This window comes from Candidatus Sordicultor fermentans (assembly GCF_012728195.1).
Lineage (GTDB): Bacteria > Atribacterota > Atribacteria > Atribacterales > Caldatribacteriaceae > Sordicultor > Sordicultor fermentans.
The window spans coordinates 1-19,483 of the sequence record NZ_JAAYFP010000002.1; the positions used below are offsets into that span (position 1 = coordinate 1).

The window sequence follows — 19,483 nt, forward strand, 5'->3', positions numbered from 1 at the left end:
GCTATTATGAAAAGAAAAGGAGGGAAGGAAAAACTCATCGAAAAGCTCTTTTATGCCTGGCTAGACAGTATGTTAAGATTGTATATGCTGTTTTAAGAAAAAAACAAAAATTTAACTAAAGAGCATTGACATAGGAAGTTGGCAGTAACTCTATACTGAATGGAAAAAGATTAAAAACTAATAATAGAGGAAAAACAAAAAAATACCCCTCCAATAGATTGATACTATCGACATTACAACGGCTTTTGCAGTTAACCATAACTATGCTATATAATATCTCCGTGAAAACAAACATAAATGCGGCTAACACAGCTCGTCTAGGGATTTTAGTTTCACTGGGCATAGTGTTACACATATTAGAGGGTATGCTTCCTTCTTTTTTCCTGCCGGGAGCAAAATTAGGTTTGGCCAATGTGGTAACTTTGACAATTTTATGGAGGGGAAATTGGATAGAAGCCATAGAGGTAGCTATATTGCGCATCGTGCTGGGCAATATCTTAAGTGGCAACTTAGGAGTAGGCTTTTTCTTAAGCTTAGGAGGAGGATTAGCCAGCTTAGGAGGCATGTTTCTCTCTCAAAAAAAGGGATTTTCTCTTTTGGTAGTCAGCATTGTGGGAGCACTTTCTCATAATTTGGGACAGTTAGCAATAGCATATTTTTATATGAAAAGCCAGAGTATTTTTTACTACCTTCCTTTCCTCGTCCTTTTTTCTCTTCCCACTGGTTTATTGATAGGCTATTTGGGAAAGTTTTTAGTACGGTGGGAAGAAAAAATATTTTCTCCGTCCTAATTTTCTTTCCCCTGCATTGGCAAATTTGCCTTCATCTAATAGAATATAAGGAATGCAATATAAGATAAGGAGCGTTGAAATGCAAGAATTAGAAAAAATCTGGATAAACGGTGATTTGGTACCCTGGAAGGAAGCTAAAGTTCACGTCTTAACCCATGCTCTGCACTACGGAACAGCCATTTTTGAAGGAATCCGCTGTTACAAAACCAATAGTGGTCCTGCAGTATTCCGTCTACAGGACCACCTGAAAAGGCTTTATGACTCAGCCCATATCGTGCGTATGGCTATTCCTTATTCTCCGGAAGAACTGGAAAAAGGGATAATAGACACCATTAAAGCTAACAAAGTAGAGGAATGTTATATAAGACCGATCGTCTTCCGGGGGTATGGAGAAATGGGGATAGACCCTTCATCTTGTGGTGTCGATTGCGTAATAGCAGTATGGCGCTGGGGAGCTTACATGGGAGAAAAGGGAATTAAAGAAGGCATTCGAGCCAAAATATCCTCTTACACCAGGACTTACGTTAATTCTGGTTCTCCCCGAGCTAAAACCAGTGCCAATTATCTAAACTCAAGTTTAGCCAAAGTAGAAGCAAAAGATTTAGGCTATGACGAAGCAATTTTATTAGATATCAATGGCTTTGTTTCTGAAGGGAGCGGAGAGAACATATTTTATGTGAAAGATGGAGTAATTTTTACCCCTCACCCTTACTCCATTCTTTTAGGTATTACCCGGGATACGGTAATAAAAATCGCCCGTAAACTGGGCATGGAAGTGAAAGAAACTCTCTGCACTCGAGATGACCTTTATCTCGCAGATGAAGCTTTCTTTACTGGAACAGCAGCGGAAATTACTCCCATCATAGAAGTAGATGGAAGAACAATTGGCACAGGAAAACGAGGAGAGATAACTCGTCTCCTGCAAGAAGTCTTTTTCCGGGCGGCGAAAGGAGAAGAACCAGATTATGAAAGCTGGTTAACCAAGTTATAGTGAAGTGAAGGGGTTAATTACCAGTCCACAAGAATCCTTTAAAGAGAACCAAGAAGGGATGCGTGATATAAAAGAAAGGTTTTCCCCACCACTCAAAGACTTTAATCAGTTTTTTGGAAAAATAATGAACGAAGGAACCCTCCATCTTAAAGCTAAAAAAAGGAGGACTTTAGCAGTGAGTTTGGAAGCAGTCAGTGTTGGGGCAGCGAGAAGAGGATCAACTTTTACCTCTCTTCTCCTCATTTATAAAACTCTGGATAGCCTGAAAAAGAATAAAATTATTTTTATCGGTAAATCATGCCTTACATAGCTTTTTTAACTGACTGGGGACATAAAAGTTATTATGTAGGAGTAACCAAAGCGGTAATTAAAAAGATAAATCCTCAGGTGGAAATCATTGACCTGACTCATGAAGTGGAAGTTTTTAACGTTCGAGAAGCAATGTATGTGCTCTTCCGGGCGTTTCTCGATTTTCCATCGGAAAGCATATTTTTAGCCGTGGTAGACTATGGAGTAGGAACAGAAAGAAAAGCTTTAGCTCTGCAACTGGAAAAAGGCTATACTTTTGTGGGCCCTGATAATGGTCTTTTCACCTTAATAGCTGAAAATGAAAAGGTGGTAAGAATAATAGAGTTAAACCATCCTCAATATTTTTACCACCCTCTTCCCTCCTCTACTTTCCATGGAAGAGACATATTTGCCCCCTGTGCCGCTCACTTATCCAGAGGAATACCGATTGATAAGCTGGGCTCTCCCGTGGATCTCAAAGATTTGACTTTTTTACCCTACCAGAAACCCGAGATTAAAAATCACAGCTTGCAAGGCGAGATAGCTTATACCGACCGCTTTGGCAATCTAGAAACCAATCTTCCCAGAGATTATCTCCAGGAGATAGAAATAAAAGAGGGAGAAAAGTTGATTATCCAGATAGAGAATAAAAAATTTATAGCTACTTATCAACTTCCCTACGCTGCAGTTTCCCAGGGAGAGCTTTTCGTCCACCCCGATAGCTCAGGGTATTTAGAGATTGCTGCTTACCAGGGTAGTGCTCAAGTAATAACAAAAGCAAGGGGAGGGGAAAAAGTTCTTCTCCAAAAATTCATTCCTTAAAAGGAACTCAAATCATCAAACACTGGAAGAAGAGAAAAATAAGCTTTTTTAAATATGGGGTACAAACGATTGTAGGTCTCCACTGTTTCCGCCCGAGGCGAAAAATGGTCTTCTATCTCTATCAATTCCTTTGCCACTTCTAATCCCTTAAATATCCCCACTCCCACTCCCCCAGCAATAGCCGCCCCTAAGGAAGTAGCCTCCTCCAGATATCGAGGACGCAAAATTTCTACTCCCAGAACTTGAGCCAAAAGGTTAGACCAAAAATCTCCCTTTGCTCCTCCGCCGATGAGGCGCAAAGCGTCAGGACAGAGTCCTTGTTCTCGAAAAGCATCAAGTATTATCCGAAGATTAAGACTGACGCCTTCGAGAACCGATCGAATAAGGTAGGGTTTATTATGAGAGGGGGTTAAGCCTATGAATGCTCCTCGAGCATGAGGATTCCACCATGGAGCTCTCTCACCTAAAAGATAAGGGAGAAAAAGTAAACCATCGCACCCAGGAGGGACCTTGCTGGCCTCTAAATCCATCAATTGATAAGCACTTACTCCCAGCTCTTGAGCCAGAATTTTTTCCCTCTCGCAAAGCGCATCTCGACACCACTGATATGATCCACCAGCCGATTGCATAGTGCCTGTGGGCATAAAAAGACCTTTTTCTAAATGATGAAAGGTGAAAGTCCTTTTCTCCGGGTCATAAAAAGGTTGAGAAGAGGCAAAAGCAATCCAGGAAGAAGAACCAAGATAAAGATAGGCTTCTCCTTCTCCCACTACCCCCGCCCCGCAAGCAGCGCAAGGACCGTCTCCTCCCCCAATGACCACCGGAGTTCCAGGTAAAAGTCCGCATTCTTCGCCCGCTTCCTTAGTAACTTCTCCCACCACCATTGTAGAAGGATAGAGAGGAGGAAGCTTATCCTCTTCTATGTTTACTTTCTCCAGTATCTCCTCTGACCAGGTTTCCCGAGCCAGATCAAAAAGATTGGTTCCTGAAGCATCGGAAAAGTCGGTTGCCCACTGACCGGTCAACCTAAAAACCACAAAATCTTTAGCTAAAAGAAACTTATGGGCCTTATTATAAATTTCTGGTAAGTGATTACGAAACCAGAGAATTTTTGCCAGGGAATAGTTAGCACTGAGACGATGGCCGGTCAATTGATAAATCCGGTCCTCCCCTATCCTTTCTTTTATCCATTCTACTTCTTCTACTCCTCTCCTATCTGCCCAGATAAGAATACGATAGAGAGGTTGACCATTTTTATCCACCGGTAATGCTCCCATCATTTGTCCAGAAAAAGAAATAACTCCAATATCTTCCTTTTTTACTTTTCCTTTTTCCAGTAACCGGCGAGTAGAACAAACCACCGCCTCCCAATAGTCTTCTGCATTCTGTTCTACTGAAAGAGCATCAGGAAAATAAGTATCATACCCAAAAAACTCACTGGCTATTTTTTCTCCTTCTTCGCTAAAAAGAGTAGCTTTGTTACCGGTAGTTCCTAAATCATGAGCTATAATTAGCTTCCCCATTTTCTTCCTCTCCTTTCTTTTTCACCCACAGACGCAGGGTGAGGATCCTTTTCCCTTTCATTCTTTCCACTTTTAGCTGATAATCATCCACTTCTACCATTTCTCCTTCCTCGGGAACTTTCCCCAAAAGTTCCATAATCAAGCCTCCTACCGACTCAAACTCTTCGCTCTCAGGAAGCGATAAACCCAAAAGTTCATTGAGGCTCTCAATGGGCAGGGAAGCATCTACCAGATACTCATCATCCCCGATCTTCCGATAAGGAGCAGTTTCCCGGTCATGCTCGTCTCTTATTTCTCCCACCAATTCTTCTAAAAGATCTTCAATGGTAACTAATCCTGCTGTACCTCCATATTCATCCAGAACAATAGCCATGTTAATTCTCTTCTGTTGCAACTCCTTCAAGAGCTCCATGGCTCTTTTGGTAAGAGGAACAAAATGGATGGGACGCATTATCTCTCTTACCGGCTTATTCATATCTCCTTTACTCAAATGGGGCAAAATATCTTTAATATGCACAAACCCTATGATATTATCTAAATCACCCTGGTAAACTGGAAGACGAGAAAAATGGCTCTGCAAGGAAAGCTCTAAGGCATCTTTTATAGTAGCATTATCCTCTATGCATACCATATCGGTGCGAGGAGTCATCACTTCATAGGCTAAAGTATCTCCAAAGTCAAAAACTTCGTTAATTAATCTTCTCTCATCAGGTGGCAAAGTTCTTTGTTCAGCAATGAACAATTTCAGTTCTTCATCAGTAACTGAATATACTGACTCCTGAGGAATTCCCAGAATACGGGATATAAAATCAGTAGAAGCAGAAAGAAGGGTTACCAGAGGCTTAAACACTCGAGACAAGAAAACTATGGGTCGAGCTATCCGAAGAGCAAATTTCTCTGGATTAGCTAAAGCCATTCTCTTGGGAACCAATTCTCCCAGAACTAAATTCAGGTAAGAAATTACAAAAGTAACTAAAATAACCGCCAGCTCCTCTCCCAGAGTTCCCAATATCGGTAGCGAGGTACTTTCCAGTTTTCTACCTAATTCTCGAGAAAGAGAAACCGCCCCGGTAGCGCTGGCAAAAAAACCAGCTAAAGTTATACAAATCTGAATGGTAGCTAAAAATTCATTAGGCCTCTCTAGGAGGTGCTGAATAGCTTCTAACTCTTGGGAATCTTCTTTCATCAGCTTCAATTTCACCCGACGAGTAGAAATCAAAGCAATTTCTGAAGCAGCGAAAAAGGCGTTGATAGAAATTAAAAGCAAAATGAGAAGAATAGTAGCTAAATATCCCATAAGATGTAATACAACCTCCCGGAAGTGAGAAGAAACAGCGAACGAAGCTCCTTTAAGCAGGCTCTATAAAAAGAAAGCATGATCTGGACAGTATAAAAAACAGACCAAGCAGCAAGCGCTCTCTGGCGCCTGTTACTCGGGGAATCTACATCTTCTGACATTAAATTAATTCTCCCACTCTCCTTCTCCACTGACATTTTACCATATTTGAAAAATAAAACCACCCTTAAGCTCATTCCCCTCCCAAAAAGCGTAGAGCTAAAAGGGAATAAATGCGAGAAGCTGCCACTATTTGGGTAATAGAAACAAACTCGTTGGCAGTATGAGCTTCTTCAATTCTGCCCGGTCCAAATATCAAAGTAGGTATTCCTGCTTCTACCAGAAAAGAAGCTTCACAGGAAGCGGGAAAAGGGGCAAATGTGGGTATTTCTCCAGGAACATCGCTGATAGAGCGAGAGAGAATTTTAACTCCTTCTAAGTCTCTACTAATTTTTACCGGAGGAAGATAAGGAATAGATTGGTCAATCTGGTAGTTGAATTTCAGCTCTTTTTCTTGTTGAACACTGTCCAAAATATCCTGCAGAGTTTCTTCCATTCTCCCCAGAGGGAAATCAGGAACGGTGCGTACGTCTACCTCAAAACCGCAAGTATCAGGAACTACATTAGGAAATGTCCCTCCTTGAATTCTACCTACGTGTAAAGTGGGATTCCCCAGATCAGGATCGGCAAATTTTTTCAATTCTTGATTTTTTTTCTCTATAGATTGTATCACCTGAGAAGCAAGATAAATAGCGTTTACTCCTCGCTCGGCTATTCCCATATGACATGATTTTCCCCTTACTTTTACCTGGTAGGCCGCTACCCCTCGATGGCCTAAACTGATATTGAGACCGGTAGGTTCACCCACCAGAGCAAAGTCTATCACCTCTTCCCTCTCTCTATAAGACTTTATCCAGTGCTTTACCCCCAAATTGCTTCCTTCTTCATCCACCACAAAAACTAATTTTAGCTTACCATAGAGGGAGGGAGCAAAGAGAGAAACTATATAAGCAGCATACATCATAGAAGCTAAGGCTCCCTTCATATCACAGGCTCCCCGCCCATAAAGCCGATTTTCTATAATTTCTCCTCCCAGAGGAGGATAAGTCCAGCCACTACCCAGAGGAACGGTATCAAGATGACCATTAAAAAGGAGGTTAGGACCTTCTCCTAAAATTCCTTCTATTTCAGCAATCAGGTTTGCTCTTCCCTCTTCCACTTCTTGCCATTCTACCTTAATCTGGCGGTCGATGAAGTAATTGGCAATAAAACGAGCAAGCTCTACCTCGCCTCCTTCCCCCGAGACACTGGGAATACGCACCAAATTTTGAGCCAGATTGATAGGCTCGAAAAGGTCAAACTCATTATCTAACAAAGCTTTCCAATCAGGCACGACTTTCCTCCTGTGAGAGGTAACGGCTACCTCTCTTTTGCAAGGTAATTTTTTTCTGACACAGAGGACACTCTTCCGGAGAATAAGTTTGTGCTTCTATCTCCAAAAGAGGATAAAAAGGGTAAGGGAAAGGTATTTTCTTTGTGCCGCGATTCACTAAAACTCCTATTCCCACAATCTGGGCTTCGGTTCCCTCCACCGCCTTTATTACTTCCTCTACTGAGGCTCCAGTGGTTACCACATCCTCCACAATTAAAACCCGGTCTCCTTTCTTCAGCTGAAAATCACGACGGAAAACCATCTTTCCCTCTTCTCGCTCAGTAAAAGCCATTCTTACTCCTAACTGACGGGCTACTTCATAAGCTAAAATTATCCCCCCTACCGCTGGTCCTGCTACCACGTCTATTTTTTCTCCCGAAAAATGGTGAGCTATTTCCCCGGCCAGAATCTCCACATATCGAGGAAATTGCAAAACCTTAAATTTCTCTATATAAACAGGGCTGTGCAAACCAGAGGTAAGAAGAAAATGCCCCTCCAGAAAAGCTCCCGTCTCGCGAAAAATTTCTAATATTTCTTCTTTCTCCATTGTATCATTTCACCCTCCCGATTAAGTCTTCTAAACTTTCTATTCCTTTGCTTTCTAAGTACTGTTCGATTCCCTCCAAAATAGACAGAGCTGAAGCAGGATCCACAAAATTGGCCACTCCCAGAGCCACCGCTTTCGCTCCTACCAGGAGAAACTCCAGAGCATCATCAGCACTAACAATTCCTCCCATTCCAATAACCGGAAGAGAGCTATAGTTTACCACCTCATAAACCATTTTCAGAGCCAGAGGTTTAATAGCTGGACCAGAGAGTCCAGCAAATTTTCGCTTAAAGAAAAAATCCATTTCTCCCACATCTACAAAAAGAGCAGGAAAAGAATTAGTAAGACTTAGGATATCCGCCCCCTCATTCTCTAGAATATCCAGAGTTTTCCCCCATTCCTTTACTTCAGGACCCAATTTTACAATCAGAGGTTTTCGGGTCGCATCTCTCACTCCGCCTACTATAGATTTTAGAATTTCCAAGTCAGAACAAAAAACTGCTCCTCCTCTTTCCATATTAGGACAGGAAACATTAAGCTCCAGTGCATCCACTCTCTCAAACCTGTCTAACTCTTGTGCCACCCGCACAAACTCGTTTGCTGTTTCTCCCCAGATGTTAACCAAAAGGCGAGTATCAAAAGAAGAAAGAAAGGGAAGATCTTCCTGAATAAAGTCATAAACACCTTTATTTTCTAAACCAATGGAATTGAGGACTCCAGCGTATACTTCTCGTAATCGAGGAGGAGGATTCCCGGAAAAAGGGTAATAACTTAAACCCTTCACTGTTATTGCCCCCACTTTATTTAAATCCAGATAGGGGGAAATTTCTCTCCCATAGCCGCAGGTACCGGAGGCCAAAATCACTGGATTTTTTAAATTTAATTTTCCCAGACTTACTGCCAGATTCACCATTTCAATTCCTGAGCTAAAAACACGGGACCATCTTTACAGACATGAAAATAACCCTTACCATTGCTCTTTTCTACTGCACAACTCATACATGCCCCAAAACCACAACCCATAAAAGTCTCTAAAGAAACCTCTAAGGGGAAATTCTGTGTTTTTCCTTCTCTATAAAGATTTTTCAACATTCCCTCTGGACCGCAGGCATAAACTCCAGTTCCAGGAGAAAAAGATTTATCTTCAAGCCAGGTATGAAAAAGAGAAAGCACCGTCCCGCAAAAACCTCCCTCTACCGGCTCCTCGCAACTCCAAAAATAAGCACCAGGAAAATCTTGCAAAAAATCAACCATAAACAGCTCCTCCTTATCTTTCACCCCCAGGAAAAAAGTAAAAGGAATTTTATTTTCCTTAAAATGGGAGGCCAAAAAGTAAAGAGGAGTTATTCCTCTTCCACCTGCAACAATCAAAGCCTGAGAGGGAGAAAGAGAGAATCCCCTACCCAGAGGCCCTAATACCTCTAATTTACTTCCCACATTCAAAGAAGAAAGAATTTTTGTCCCCCTGCCTACTATTTCCCAGAAAAGGTAGAAACTACTTTCTTCCACTTTCATAACTGCCAAGGGACGACGCAATAAAGGGTCAAACCCCTCCTGTACCCTTACCATGACAAACTGCCCTGGTCGAGCACAGCGGGCTATTTCCTCTTCTTTCAACCTCAACTGGACAAATCGCTCTCCCCAGCACTTCTTTTCTTCTATTACGGCTTCACTCATTTTAAAATTTCTCTCAACTTTTCCTGGTAAAATATAGCCCTATCCCTTGCTTTTTCTTCAAATCCCCAACCTTCATTGCTCTTCTCTTTTAGATAAGAAAAAATTATATCTCGAGAAATAGTTACAAGCGCCCCCTCTCCATCTTCTCGAAAAGCAAAACGAAGAGAAGAAAAATCTCCTCTCTGAGCTCCCACCCCAGGCACAAGAAATAAAAGAGAAGGGAACTCTTCCCGTAAAAACCTCATGTCTTCAGAATAAGTGGCTCCTACCACTATTCCTAAAGAGCTAAATCCACTCTCTCCCCTTACTCCTTCTCCCCACTTCTCCACTAATCGGGCCACGCGAATGAAGACTTTTTCTTCTCCCACATCCTGAATAAAGGGTGCAGAAGGATTAGTGGTACGAGTCAAGACAAACACTCCTTTGTCTTCTTTTTTAGCTTCCTCAAAAAAGGGCTGCAAGCTGTCTTCACCTAAATAGGGATTAACAGTTATAGCATCAACATCCCAGAAAGAGGGCAAACAACTATCTTTTCCTACCTCTAATTGAGAAAGATAGCCTTGAGCATAAAAAGTAGCAGTGCTGGCGATGTCATTCCTCTTCCCATCCAGAATTACTATAAAATCCTTTTTCTGGGCTTCCTCAATGGTCTTTTTCAAAACCGCCATTCCCGGCACTCCCAAAGCTTCATAAAAAGCTACTTGAATTTTTGCAAATCCCACTACTGGAGAAAGAGCCTGCAAAATAAGAGAATTAAACTCTAAAACACAATGAGAAAGTGCTTCCCATGTTTTTCCCTCTTTTTCTACCCATTTCTCCCACAGATAAGGAGGTAGAAGCTGGAAGTGAGGATCTAGGCCTACAGCCAAAGGTCCCTTCTCCTGCGTCTTTTTTATCACCCGGTCAGCAAAATTCACTTTCTACGATGCTCCCTTCTGCCATTACTATTCTACCATCTACTATAGTGTAAACCGGCCACCCCGGTAAAGACCAATTCTCGAAAGGACAATTTTTCCCTTGTGATTCAAAATTAGAAACTTCGACTCTTTTTCTGGTTCCTGGATCCACAATGGTGATGTCAGCATCTCTTCCTTCTTCCAGAATCCCTTTGTTGTCGAGCCCTAAAAAGAGTGCCGGATTATAACTCAGTTTTTCCCACAGCTCCACCCAGTTGATTATTCCTTCTTCTATTAAAGCTTTAGCATAAAGAGGAACGGTTATTTCCAGATTGGATATTCCGAAAGGAGCTTCGCTAAAACTACGACTTTTATCTTCAGAAGGGTGGGGAGCATGGTCAGAAGCAAGTATGGATATTACTCCTTCCTTTATTCCTTCTTTCAGTGCTTTTTGATCTTCTAAAGAACGCAAGGGAGGCTTTACTTTGGCTTCGGTTCCCAACCCTAAAACATCATCCTCGATTAAAAGCAGATGATGAGGAGTAACATCGGCACTAACTGGCATTTTTTCCTGAAACCAACGTAAAAGCTCAACCTCCAGGGAGGTAGAAAGATGAGTAAAATGAACTCAAGCACCGGTTCGATAAGCCAGAACCAGATCTCGCGCCATTAGAGATTCTTCTGCCACCCGGGGAATAGCTCTTTTTCCTGAGAGAGTGGCTACCTTACCTTCGCTAATCTCTCCATCCCGAGATAAATTTTCATCTTCTTCATGAAGAATAAAAGGAAGATTAAAATATTGAGCATACTGGAAAGCTAAATAGAGAAGGCGAGCATCCTGTACTCCCCGACCGTCATCACTCAGAGCTATAACCCCTGCTTCCTTCAACAGTCCATATTCTGCCATTTCTTTTCCTTCTAAGCCTACAGTTATCGCTCCGGCAGGAAAAATATTAACCAGTCCTATCTCTTTTGCTCGAAGGAGAAGATAACGAACTAAAATAGGATTATCAATAGGAGGATGCGTATTAGGCATCGAGACTACTGACGTGAATCCTCCTCGTGCTGCAGCTCGACTTCCGGTAAGAAGATTTTCCTCAGTTTCTCTCCCTGGCTCTCGTAAATGAACATGGATGTTGATAAAACCTGGACCCACCAGGAGATTAGAAGCATTAATGAGGTGAGCCCGGGAATCTTCTATGCCTTTTCCTATTCGAGTTATTAACCCACTTTCCAGTAATATATCGACATCCTGGAAAACCCCTTTTTGGGGAAAAACCAGAGTTCCACCTTTAATTAGAATTTTTTTCATTGTTCTTCTCCTTGAAGCAAAGTTTCCAAAGTCGCCATTCTTACAGCCACTCCACAGGTTACCTGTTCTTCTATCAGAGAAAAGTCCTCTTCCGTGAAACTATAACCAATCTCTACCCCCCGGTTCACCGGTCCGGGATGCATAATAAGTGGCCTACTATTTTCCCTGTCCAGCCATTTTTCTTTCAAACCAAAAAAATGAGCATATTCCCGGATACTGGGAAAATAGCCAGCTTCCTGTCTTTCTTTTTGAATACGCAAAAGATATATTACATCAACCCCTTTAACTGCTTCTTCTACAGGGAAAATTATTTTAGCTCCCAGGTGTTCCATCGCCAGAGGAAGAAGAGTGGGAGGGCCAGAGAAAAAAACCTCTGCTCCTAATTTTTTCAAACCTAAAGTAAGAGAGCGAGCCACCCGACTGTGCAAAATATCCCCTACTATAGCTACCTTTAATCCTTGAAAGTATCCAAATTTTCTCTGTAAAGTCAAAAGGTCAAGAAGAGCCTGGGTGGGATGTTCTCGCATCCCATCACCAGCATTTATCACATGAAGGGGTAAAAGTTGAGCCAGATATTCCGCTACTCCACTTTGGTGATGACGCACCACTAAAACATCAAACTTCATCCGGGAAAGAGTTTTAGCTGTATCTTCTAAGCTTTCTCCCTTCTGGAAACTACTTGCTTCACTGGTAAAGTTTACAACCTCCATCCCCAGGAGCCGGCCGGCTGTCTCAAATGAAACTCGAGTTCGAGTACTGGGTTCTAAGAAAAAATTAACCAGACAGTAACCTTCTCCATATTTCATTTTTTTAGGGGAGCAATCTAAGAATTCCCGAAAATATTTTCCTCTCTCCAGGAGATATTCAATCTCTTCTTTACTTAAAAGATTGATTCCCAGAAGATCTTTGTGCTTCCATTTCACTTCTCTAACCCTCCTTATTAAAAATCAAGTAAGAGGGACAATTGACTATTCTTACCACCTCTTGCCTCAAAATGTGATTTTATATTCCATAGCTCATTAACCTGATAAATCTATCAATGAGATTTCAGAACTTGAGAGGTATTATCACTTCCTCTCTGCTGTGATAGAGATTTTCACTTATTTTTGACAATCCAGCCATGTTCCCCGGTGGAGGATGGTATCTTTTTGATATTTTCTCATACTTATCATAGAAGAAAAATAGTCATAGTTTTTGCCAAGAACACACAAAAACCCCTCGCCAGATACGAGAGGTTTCTACCATTTTTGAACTTCTCTTTCTCCACTTTCAAAACCCTGAACTAGGATACTCATAAATTATTCCTCTGTCAATCAATCGCCAGAAAATCCGAACTTTATTACAGTTAACCACAGAAACTGCTGTAACAGGTATAATAGAGTGTTTTCCTTCCAGTATAATCTTTACTTTTTTCCTTTTTATGTCGTAGATTGTCGTTATTGCGAGGATTGTTTGTGCCGCATTCCGTGATAATCTCGTCTTTCATTTTTTTCTCAGAAAGAGAAGAGAAACCGCTCTCACTCTCAACCCCTCTCTACACTTTCTTCCTCCGGAAGGAGTTCCCCCCTTATGTTGAGGAAGAGCTTTTTCTTTTTTGCTTATGCTTCTGCCTTTAATATTACATCGTTGATTGTTCTATTTTTTGTTTTTAGCGCTACAGACTGCTAATTTTTTCTCTTTTGGGATTAGGGGTAACCGCCCTTTATAAGTTATTTGATACCCCCTTAACATACAATGACGAAAAAGAAAAGTTGAGACTCAAAAAAGCGAGATTACTTCATCGCTTACTCCTCACAAATCCAGATAAGAAAGGGGTGATAGGGGGCTTACCTTCTATAGTTCGGGGTTATGAGGGAGGGAAAGCTTTTTTTATAGCTCTGCTCTCTACCGTAATCATGATAACAAAAAAGCTAAATTTATAAGGAAATATCTATCTTTTTGTAATTTATGATAAAATCTCTTTATGCTAAAAAGGTATTCTTTCTCTTCCGGTTTAATAATTTTAACTACTTTGGTTTTTGTTTTTACTGTATCTATTTTTGGCTATTTGGGGTACCATTCCTCTATCCAGCACTCTATTGCTCAAGCTTTCGACACTATGCAAACCATCGTTCGCCTCACTCAGCAAAATATCTCCCAGGCTATGGAAGAAAGAACAAGCGATCTTTTATTATTGGCTAAAATGTTAAAAGAAAATAAAGTAGAGCCTTATCTGATAAATCACTTGTTCCAATCTTTTGATGACGCTATATTAGTGCTTAATCGAGATGGAATAGTAATAAAAGCCTGGCCGGAGAGCCGAGAAGCGCTAATCGGAGAAAACCTCAGTCATAGAGAATATTTCCAAAAAACTCGAGAATCCTTAAAACCTTATCTGGGCGGTCACATAAAATCCATATTAGACACCAACATTGTATCCTGTAGCATTCCTGTAATAGAAAATGGGGAATTTCAGGGAGCAATAGCAGGGGGAATGACTTTAGAACAGGGAAAAATCAGGCAATTTGTATCTTCCACTCAATTCCTTAAGACCGGAAGAATCACCATCCTGGACCAGAATAATAACATTTTACTCTCTACCAATTCCGAAAACATCGGGAAAACTTTCCCCACTCTTCCTTTAGAAAATCAGTCTCCTGCAACACAACGTCTTCAGGGAAAAGATTACTTGATATGGATGGAAGACATCCCCCACTCTTCCTGGAAAGCAGTAGCCAGTATCCAGAAGGAAGAAATTTTAAGCTATTCTCAAAGAACTTTAAAAATTGGTATAATTTTAGGAATATTAATTCTGGCTATTACTATTTTGTTCCTTTATCTACTATTGAGGAAATTATCTCAACCCCTTTCCTTGCTTTCTTCTATAGCTCAAGAATACGCCCGGGGAGATTATTCTCTTTCTCCTCTTGTAGGTGGCCCTCAAGAAATAAAGCAGCTATCAAGTGTCTTAGACTATATGCGCCAGGCCATAGAAGAAAGAGAAATGTTGCTTCTCAAGGAACAAACTTATCTCAAAACCTTGCTCCAGCAAATGAATCAAGGGGTGCTGGTTTTAAGTCCAGAAGGAAAGTTGAAATTTATCAACTCCCGGTTGATAGAACTCACTGAATATTCTGAAGAAGACCTAATCGGAAAAGATATCGGCGAGCTGTTCCCCTCTGGAGAAAAAGAAAAAATACCCTATCTCTGTAAATGGGATAGCAGTAGAGATAAAAAGACGGAAAGGTCTTACCTCTTATCTTCAGAGGGTAAGATAATTCCTGTACTTCTTTCCACCAGTCCCTTGACTATAAAGGAAGAAATAATGGGAACCCTGATGGTAATTACCAACCTCCAGAAAATAGAGGAAAAAGAAGAAGAGCTGGAACAAGCTTTAGAAGAGATAAAACTTCTCAACCAGGAGTTAGAAGAGCGAACTCAGGAATTGGAAATCGTCCTGGCCAAATTAGACCTGAAGCTTATGGAAACAGACCAGGAAAAAGAAACCGCTCAAAGAATGGCTATTACTGACTCTCTCACCCAGCTTTTTAACCGGGGATTTTTCGAAAAAAAGTTTTCTCAGGAATTTGAAGCTGCTCAATCAGATAATCATCCTCTTTCTTTAGTCATAGTTGATATTGACCTGTTCAAAAAAATAAATGATAACTATGGTCACCTCGCTGGAGATAAAATTCTCCAGGACTTAGGGAAAATACTAACATCCAGTGTTAGAGAAGAAGACCTGGTATTTCGTTTTGGAGGAGAAGAATTCATTATCATACTGCACGAAGAAAAAGAAGAAGCTCAAAAAGTGGCGGAAAGAATACGCCAGAAGGTAGAGGATTTCTCTCGAAAAGGCAACGAAGGGCCGGAAAAATTCACTATTAGTTTAGGTGTTGCCTCGTACCCCGAGGATGCCCAAAACGCAAGAGAGCTATTAATCAAAGCCGACCAAGCCCTTTACCAGGCAAAAAAGCAAGGCAGAAATCGAGTAGTTTCTTATCAAGACGACTTTTTTTCTTCTTCACCTTCCCACATCATTGACTAACTTTCAAGCTAAGCGAAACCGAGAAAATTCCTGGAAAAGTTCTTGATTTTTCCAGTACACTTTCTGATAGAACTCATAAAATTCCTTATAAAACTCCCGAGCTTCAGAGTCTGGCTCTATAACCGGATAAGAAGGGAAAAAAGAGGCTGGTAGTTCATTCAGGGAAGAAACTTTCCCCCGGAGTTTACAAGACAGAAGAAACGCTCCTTTGGCCGGAGCTGAAGGATAACTACTCAGCTCAACCGGTGCTCCTAAAACATCACATAATACTCTTTGTCCTTTATCTGAAGAGGCAAATCCTCCACTTATTACTACCCGGTGAGGCTTTCCCATTACCTCTTGCAACAAATCATAAATAGAGCGAATACGAAATGCTACTCCTTCAAAAGCAGCCTGAAGAAGAGCTGACCTTTCGTGAAAATAGGATAACCCGAATAAAATCCCCCGAGCATAGGCATTCCAGTTGGGGCTCCTCTCTCCGGTTAAAAAAGGAAGAAAGAGAGGGCGTTGTCGATGAATATCCCACTCCCAATCTTCTTCCCCTACCAGATCTTTTATCCAGGAATAGACAATTCCTCCGTTATTTATAGCTCCTCCTCCTACCCATATCCCATCAGCCAGATAATAACACCAGCTCCGCTCCTCGGGGTCAAATACCGGATGAGGAGAACACATCCTGACTGCCCCAGATGAGCCTACCGTTACCACCATCTCCCCTTCTCGGAAAGCTCCATCACCCAAATTAGCAAAGGGGCCATCACCCCCGCCCCAGATAACCGGAGTCCCGGGAAGGAGCCCTGTATCTTTAGTAAAATCTCCCTCTTTTAGAGGGGCGGTGTGTTCGGGAGCCTCAAGAGGGGGAAGTTTATCAAGAGAAATTCCCGCGAAATCAAGAATCTCTTCATCCCAGGAAAAGGACGAAAGGTTCAAGAGACCAGTAGCCGAAGCGGTAGAATAATCACAGAAAAGTTCCCCGGTTATTTTCTCTAAAATCCAGTCTTTTATGCTGAGAACTCGAGAAGTTTTCTCCCACAGATGAGGTTGATTTTTTTTGAACCACCAGGTCCGGGGGATGTGATATATGGTGTGAAGAGGAGCAGCATTCTTAAAATAGAGCTTCCGCTCTCGATAAAGAGGTTTTAATCTTTCCACCTCATCAGCACATCTCGTATCCATCCAGTTAAGAAGAGGATACAGAGGAACTTCTTCTCTGTCTACCAGGAGAAAACTATGGAGCATGGTGTCAAAAGAAACAAACTCTACTTCTCGGGGAGAAAAATCTTCCAGCGCCTCTTTTACTGCTTTTTTTATTGCTTGGTAGATTTCCTCCGGGTTTTGTTCGGCAAAACCCGGAGCAGGAGAATAAGCAGGATATTCTCTTTTGCTCGTTTTTAAGATTTCTCCTCGAGCATCGAATACACATACTTTACAGGAAGAAGTTCCAATATCTATAGTGAGCACCAAATAAGTTTCCATAACTATACCCCTGAAAAAGCATTAAACCCTCCATCAATAGGCACTACCACTCCAGTAACAAAAGAAGAAGCAGGAGAAAGAAGCCATATTACTGTCCCAATCAAATCTTCTGGTACTCCAAACCGCCCCAAGGGAGTGTGATTAATAACCGCCTCCCCACGAGGGGTTAGACTGCCATCTTCTTTAGTGAGAAGATAACGATTCTGGTTAGTGATAAAAAACCCCGGAGCCAGAGCATTCACTCGCACTTTCGGGCTGTATTCTTTAGCTAAATAAACTGCTAACCATTGAGTAAAGTTACTCACTGCCGCTTTAGCTGCAGAGTACCCTACCACGCGAGTGAGAGGACGAAAAGCATTCATGGAGGAAAAATTAATTATATTCCCCTCCCGACCATCTTCTATCATCATGCGGGCAAAAACTTGAGAAGGAATTATTGCTCCACCAAATAGGTTAAGCATAACAACTTTTTGCAGAGGCTCGAGAGGTAAATCAAAAAAAGAAACCTCATTGGATGTCGTAGCATCCTCCCGGTTCCCTCCCGCAGCATTTAATAGAGCATCTATTCCTCCAAATTCTTCTTTCACCTTTTTTGCCACTTCCTCTACACTTTTCTTATCCATAGCATCCATATAGTATCCTTTGGCTTCTATTCCTTCTTTTTTTAAAGCCTCTACCCTTTCTTCTAAAGGAACTATATCAGTTAGGATAACTTTCGCTCCTGCCTTTCCCAAACCTTCACTAATAGCTGACATCAAAATTCCACCTCCTCCAGTACAAAATACTACCTTATCCTGGAGAGAGAAAAGCTCCTCTACGTAAGACATTTTGTTCGCTCCTTTCTGATTATATTCCTGTCTGGTTTAAATTATTTGTTTAAAGAAAATAGAAAATGAAGATGTCGCTCCATATTCTCTCTTACTAAACGATAATGCTCCTCTTCATACTGGAAAAAGAGATGACTGAGTTCCGACTTGAAAACTTGCCAGACTGAACCATAAGAAATATGCAAGAATTGACGAATTAAAGGGTGAGAAAAAAGGGAAGGAAGCTCTTTATCCGGAATGGTATCCATATCTCTATGGATATCTTCCCTGGTAAAAGAAATCTGATAAGCTTTGCGATTTTCTTCTAACTCCTCTTCGCTTAACTCATAAATTTTCCGGAAAAGTTGAGGGTTTTTATGAGCCACTACTTCCAGGCCCTTAAGCCAGCTGGTACCTGAGGTTTTAACGTGGAAAAGCTGATTAGTTTCTTGAGAAAAAACAGGATAGATGCTGAACTTATCACTTCCAGAATGCAGACTCAGTCGATAACCTCCAATCTCCTGTTGCACGGTCACATGATTGCGCAGGGAAGAGGAAAATTCTTGAATATTCCCCTCGTAGTCAATGGCCTTTTCAAAGCTTCCCGGAAAACGAGGTGCTAAACTTTGAAAATCTATGCCTCTGTGATGCAGCTCCTCGGCTACAAAAAAATGAACTTCGGGAGAAGTTACTCCTTCTCCTTCATCCAGCGATATTTCCAAATCATACGAAGAAAGCTCCTCTTGCAAAAGAAAATTCATTTTTTCTACGAAATTTATCACTGGAAAGTAAACCTTAAAAAGAGGAAAAAATTTTTCCTCTGGAAACCTAACTCTAAACCGCTTCCAACAGTAAATGTCCGGTCGGCATATCGATTGAAGATTTGCTTCTCCTCCTGGGACATACTATCAAATATTTTTTGCAACTCTTTTTCTGATTTAGAAAGTATATAGTAATCAGCCACTCCACTTCCATCCAGGGTGTACATAGTAAAACCGCTCTCTATCCCTGCTCGAAGATACTCCTCATCTTTCAGATGGTCAGCATCTGCACCAAAAGGGACAGGATTCTCACTTTCTAATACTCCCCAGACAGCACCGAGTAGCACATCCTGAAAAGTTCTTCCCATTTTTTGAAGCTCCCGGGGGGATTGTTGAGCAATCACCGGAAAAGCTGGATAATTTTTAACCGCTTCTAAGTGAGCCCGAGACACTAAACCCAACCTATCCCCACAACCTAAAGAAGTTTTTACTCCTGCCGGCTGAGGTTTCAAGTCGGGAAAATAATCACTTAAGGACAAATAATTCTTAAAGTGAAAAGGATAAAGGAAGAAAAATTTCCCTTTTTCTTCCTCTGGTTCTAAAAAAAGAGGATCGGCAAAGTAAAGTTTTTTGTCCTTCGACCACACTCCTAAATACCTCTCTTCTTCTCCCTTCACCGGATAAATTCTCATTCCCAACTTTTCCTGATACCAGGAAGAAGAATAGACACGCAAAGAAAGACTCATTCTCTCTTCTAGCCTTTTTATTATCTCTACCGTTTTAGAAAAATCGCTCATT

At 41.4% G+C, this 19,483-nt stretch carries 17 protein-coding genes and 1 pseudogene; 5 read left to right on the top strand and 13 right to left on the bottom strand.

Annotated features, from left to right (window positions below):
* Positions 1 to 263 precede the first annotated feature (263 nt).
* The 4 genes from GXZ17_RS00020 to GXZ17_RS00035 all read left to right on the top strand — a co-directional run bounded on the left by GXZ17_RS00020 (position 264) and on the right by GXZ17_RS00035 (position 2,892).
* Positions 264 to 791, top strand: coding sequence for a Gx transporter family protein (locus GXZ17_RS00020; protein ID WP_409375242.1), 528 nt, complete (start codon positions 264 to 266; stop codon positions 789 to 791).
* Between the two features lie 79 nt (positions 792 to 870).
* On the top strand, positions 871 to 1,782 hold the full coding sequence (ilvE, locus tag GXZ17_RS00025; protein WP_409375243.1) for a branched-chain-amino-acid transaminase: 912 nt from the start codon (positions 871 to 873) through the stop codon (positions 1,780 to 1,782).
* A gap of 58 nt (positions 1,783 to 1,840) precedes the next feature.
* The gene (locus tag GXZ17_RS00030) at positions 1,841 to 2,092 is read left to right on the top strand and encodes a hypothetical protein (protein WP_409375244.1); all 252 of its coding nucleotides are present in this window, start codon (positions 1,841 to 1,843) and stop codon (positions 2,090 to 2,092) included.
* Positions 2,080 to 2,892 carry an S-adenosyl-l-methionine hydroxide adenosyltransferase family protein gene (locus GXZ17_RS00035; protein WP_409375245.1) on the top strand — a complete coding sequence of 271 codons (813 nt, stop codon included), beginning with the start codon at positions 2,080 to 2,082 and terminating at the stop codon, positions 2,890 to 2,892. The genes GXZ17_RS00030 and GXZ17_RS00035 overlap by 13 nt, the downstream gene beginning before the upstream one ends.
* On the opposite strand, the gene xylB is transcribed toward GXZ17_RS00035, so the two are convergent.
* From xylB to GXZ17_RS00085, 10 genes are all read right to left on the bottom strand, one after another.
* Positions 2,889 to 4,415: a xylulokinase gene (gene xylB / locus GXZ17_RS00040; RefSeq protein WP_409375246.1), complete on the bottom strand. Its 1,527-nt coding sequence runs from the start codon at positions 4,413 to 4,415 to the stop codon at positions 2,889 to 2,891. The genes GXZ17_RS00035 and xylB overlap by 4 nt on opposite strands.
* On the bottom strand, positions 4,390 to 5,712 hold the full coding sequence (locus GXZ17_RS00045) for a hemolysin family protein (RefSeq protein ID WP_409375247.1): 1,323 nt from the start codon (positions 5,710 to 5,712) through the stop codon (positions 4,390 to 4,392). Before GXZ17_RS00045 ends, xylB begins: the two co-directional genes overlap by 26 nt.
* A 232-nt stretch (positions 5,713 to 5,944) precedes the next feature.
* Positions 5,945 to 7,144: a M20 family metallopeptidase gene (locus tag GXZ17_RS00050; RefSeq protein WP_409375248.1), complete on the bottom strand. Its 1,200-nt coding sequence runs from the start codon at positions 7,142 to 7,144 to the stop codon at positions 5,945 to 5,947.
* Positions 7,137 to 7,730: an orotate phosphoribosyltransferase gene (gene pyrE, locus GXZ17_RS00055; RefSeq protein ID WP_409375249.1), complete on the bottom strand. Its 594-nt coding sequence runs from the start codon at positions 7,728 to 7,730 to the stop codon at positions 7,137 to 7,139. Before pyrE ends, GXZ17_RS00050 begins: the two co-directional genes overlap by 8 nt.
* Positions 7,731 to 7,734: 4 nt before the next feature.
* Positions 7,735 to 8,643, bottom strand: coding sequence for a dihydroorotate dehydrogenase (locus tag GXZ17_RS00060; protein ID WP_409375250.1), 909 nt, complete (start codon positions 8,641 to 8,643; stop codon positions 7,735 to 7,737).
* Positions 8,637 to 9,407, bottom strand: a complete 771-nt coding sequence (locus GXZ17_RS00065) for a dihydroorotate dehydrogenase electron transfer subunit (protein WP_409375251.1) — start codon at positions 9,405 to 9,407, stop codon at positions 8,637 to 8,639. The genes GXZ17_RS00060 and GXZ17_RS00065 overlap by 7 nt, the downstream gene beginning before the upstream one ends.
* Positions 9,404 to 10,276: an orotidine-5'-phosphate decarboxylase gene (pyrF, locus tag GXZ17_RS00070; protein WP_409375252.1), complete on the bottom strand. Its 873-nt coding sequence runs from the start codon at positions 10,274 to 10,276 to the stop codon at positions 9,404 to 9,406. The genes GXZ17_RS00065 and pyrF overlap by 4 nt, the downstream gene beginning before the upstream one ends.
* Before the next feature lie 34 nt (positions 10,277 to 10,310).
* Positions 10,311 to 10,868 (bottom strand): dihydroorotase, encoded by a 558-nt coding sequence (locus GXZ17_RS00075; RefSeq protein ID WP_409375253.1) that lies wholly within the window; start codon positions 10,866 to 10,868, stop codon positions 10,311 to 10,313.
* 63 nt (positions 10,869 to 10,931) lie between these two features.
* Entirely contained in the window at positions 10,932 to 11,615 is a 684-nt protein-coding gene (locus GXZ17_RS00080; RefSeq protein WP_409375254.1) for an amidohydrolase family protein, read from the bottom strand.
* Positions 11,612 to 12,538 (bottom strand): aspartate carbamoyltransferase catalytic subunit, encoded by a 927-nt coding sequence (locus GXZ17_RS00085; protein ID WP_409375255.1) that lies wholly within the window; start codon positions 12,536 to 12,538, stop codon positions 11,612 to 11,614. The genes GXZ17_RS00080 and GXZ17_RS00085 overlap by 4 nt, the downstream gene beginning before the upstream one ends.
* Positions 12,539 to 13,578: 1,040 nt before the next feature.
* Here GXZ17_RS00085 and GXZ17_RS00090 point away from each other — a divergent pair.
* Complete coding sequence (locus GXZ17_RS00090; protein ID WP_409375256.1) at positions 13,579 to 15,642, top strand: diguanylate cyclase; 2,064 nt, start codon at positions 13,579 to 13,581, stop codon at positions 15,640 to 15,642.
* A gap of 3 nt (positions 15,643 to 15,645) precedes the next feature.
* Here GXZ17_RS00090 and GXZ17_RS00095 read toward each other — a convergent pair whose 3' ends face one another.
* The 3 genes and pseudogenes from GXZ17_RS00095 to GXZ17_RS00105 all read right to left on the bottom strand — a co-directional run bounded on the left by GXZ17_RS00095 (position 15,646) and on the right by GXZ17_RS00105 (position 19,482).
* Complete coding sequence (locus GXZ17_RS00095; protein ID WP_409375257.1) at positions 15,646 to 17,118, bottom strand: gluconokinase; 1,473 nt, start codon at positions 17,116 to 17,118, stop codon at positions 15,646 to 15,648.
* Positions 17,119 to 17,120: 2 nt separating this feature from the next.
* On the bottom strand, positions 17,121 to 17,945 hold the full coding sequence (locus GXZ17_RS00100; RefSeq protein WP_409375258.1) for an SDR family oxidoreductase: 825 nt from the start codon (positions 17,943 to 17,945) through the stop codon (positions 17,121 to 17,123).
* 41 nt (positions 17,946 to 17,986) lie between these two features.
* Positions 17,987 to 19,482: pseudogene (locus GXZ17_RS00105) on the bottom strand (tagaturonate epimerase family protein).
* Position 19,483 lies beyond the last annotated feature (1 nt).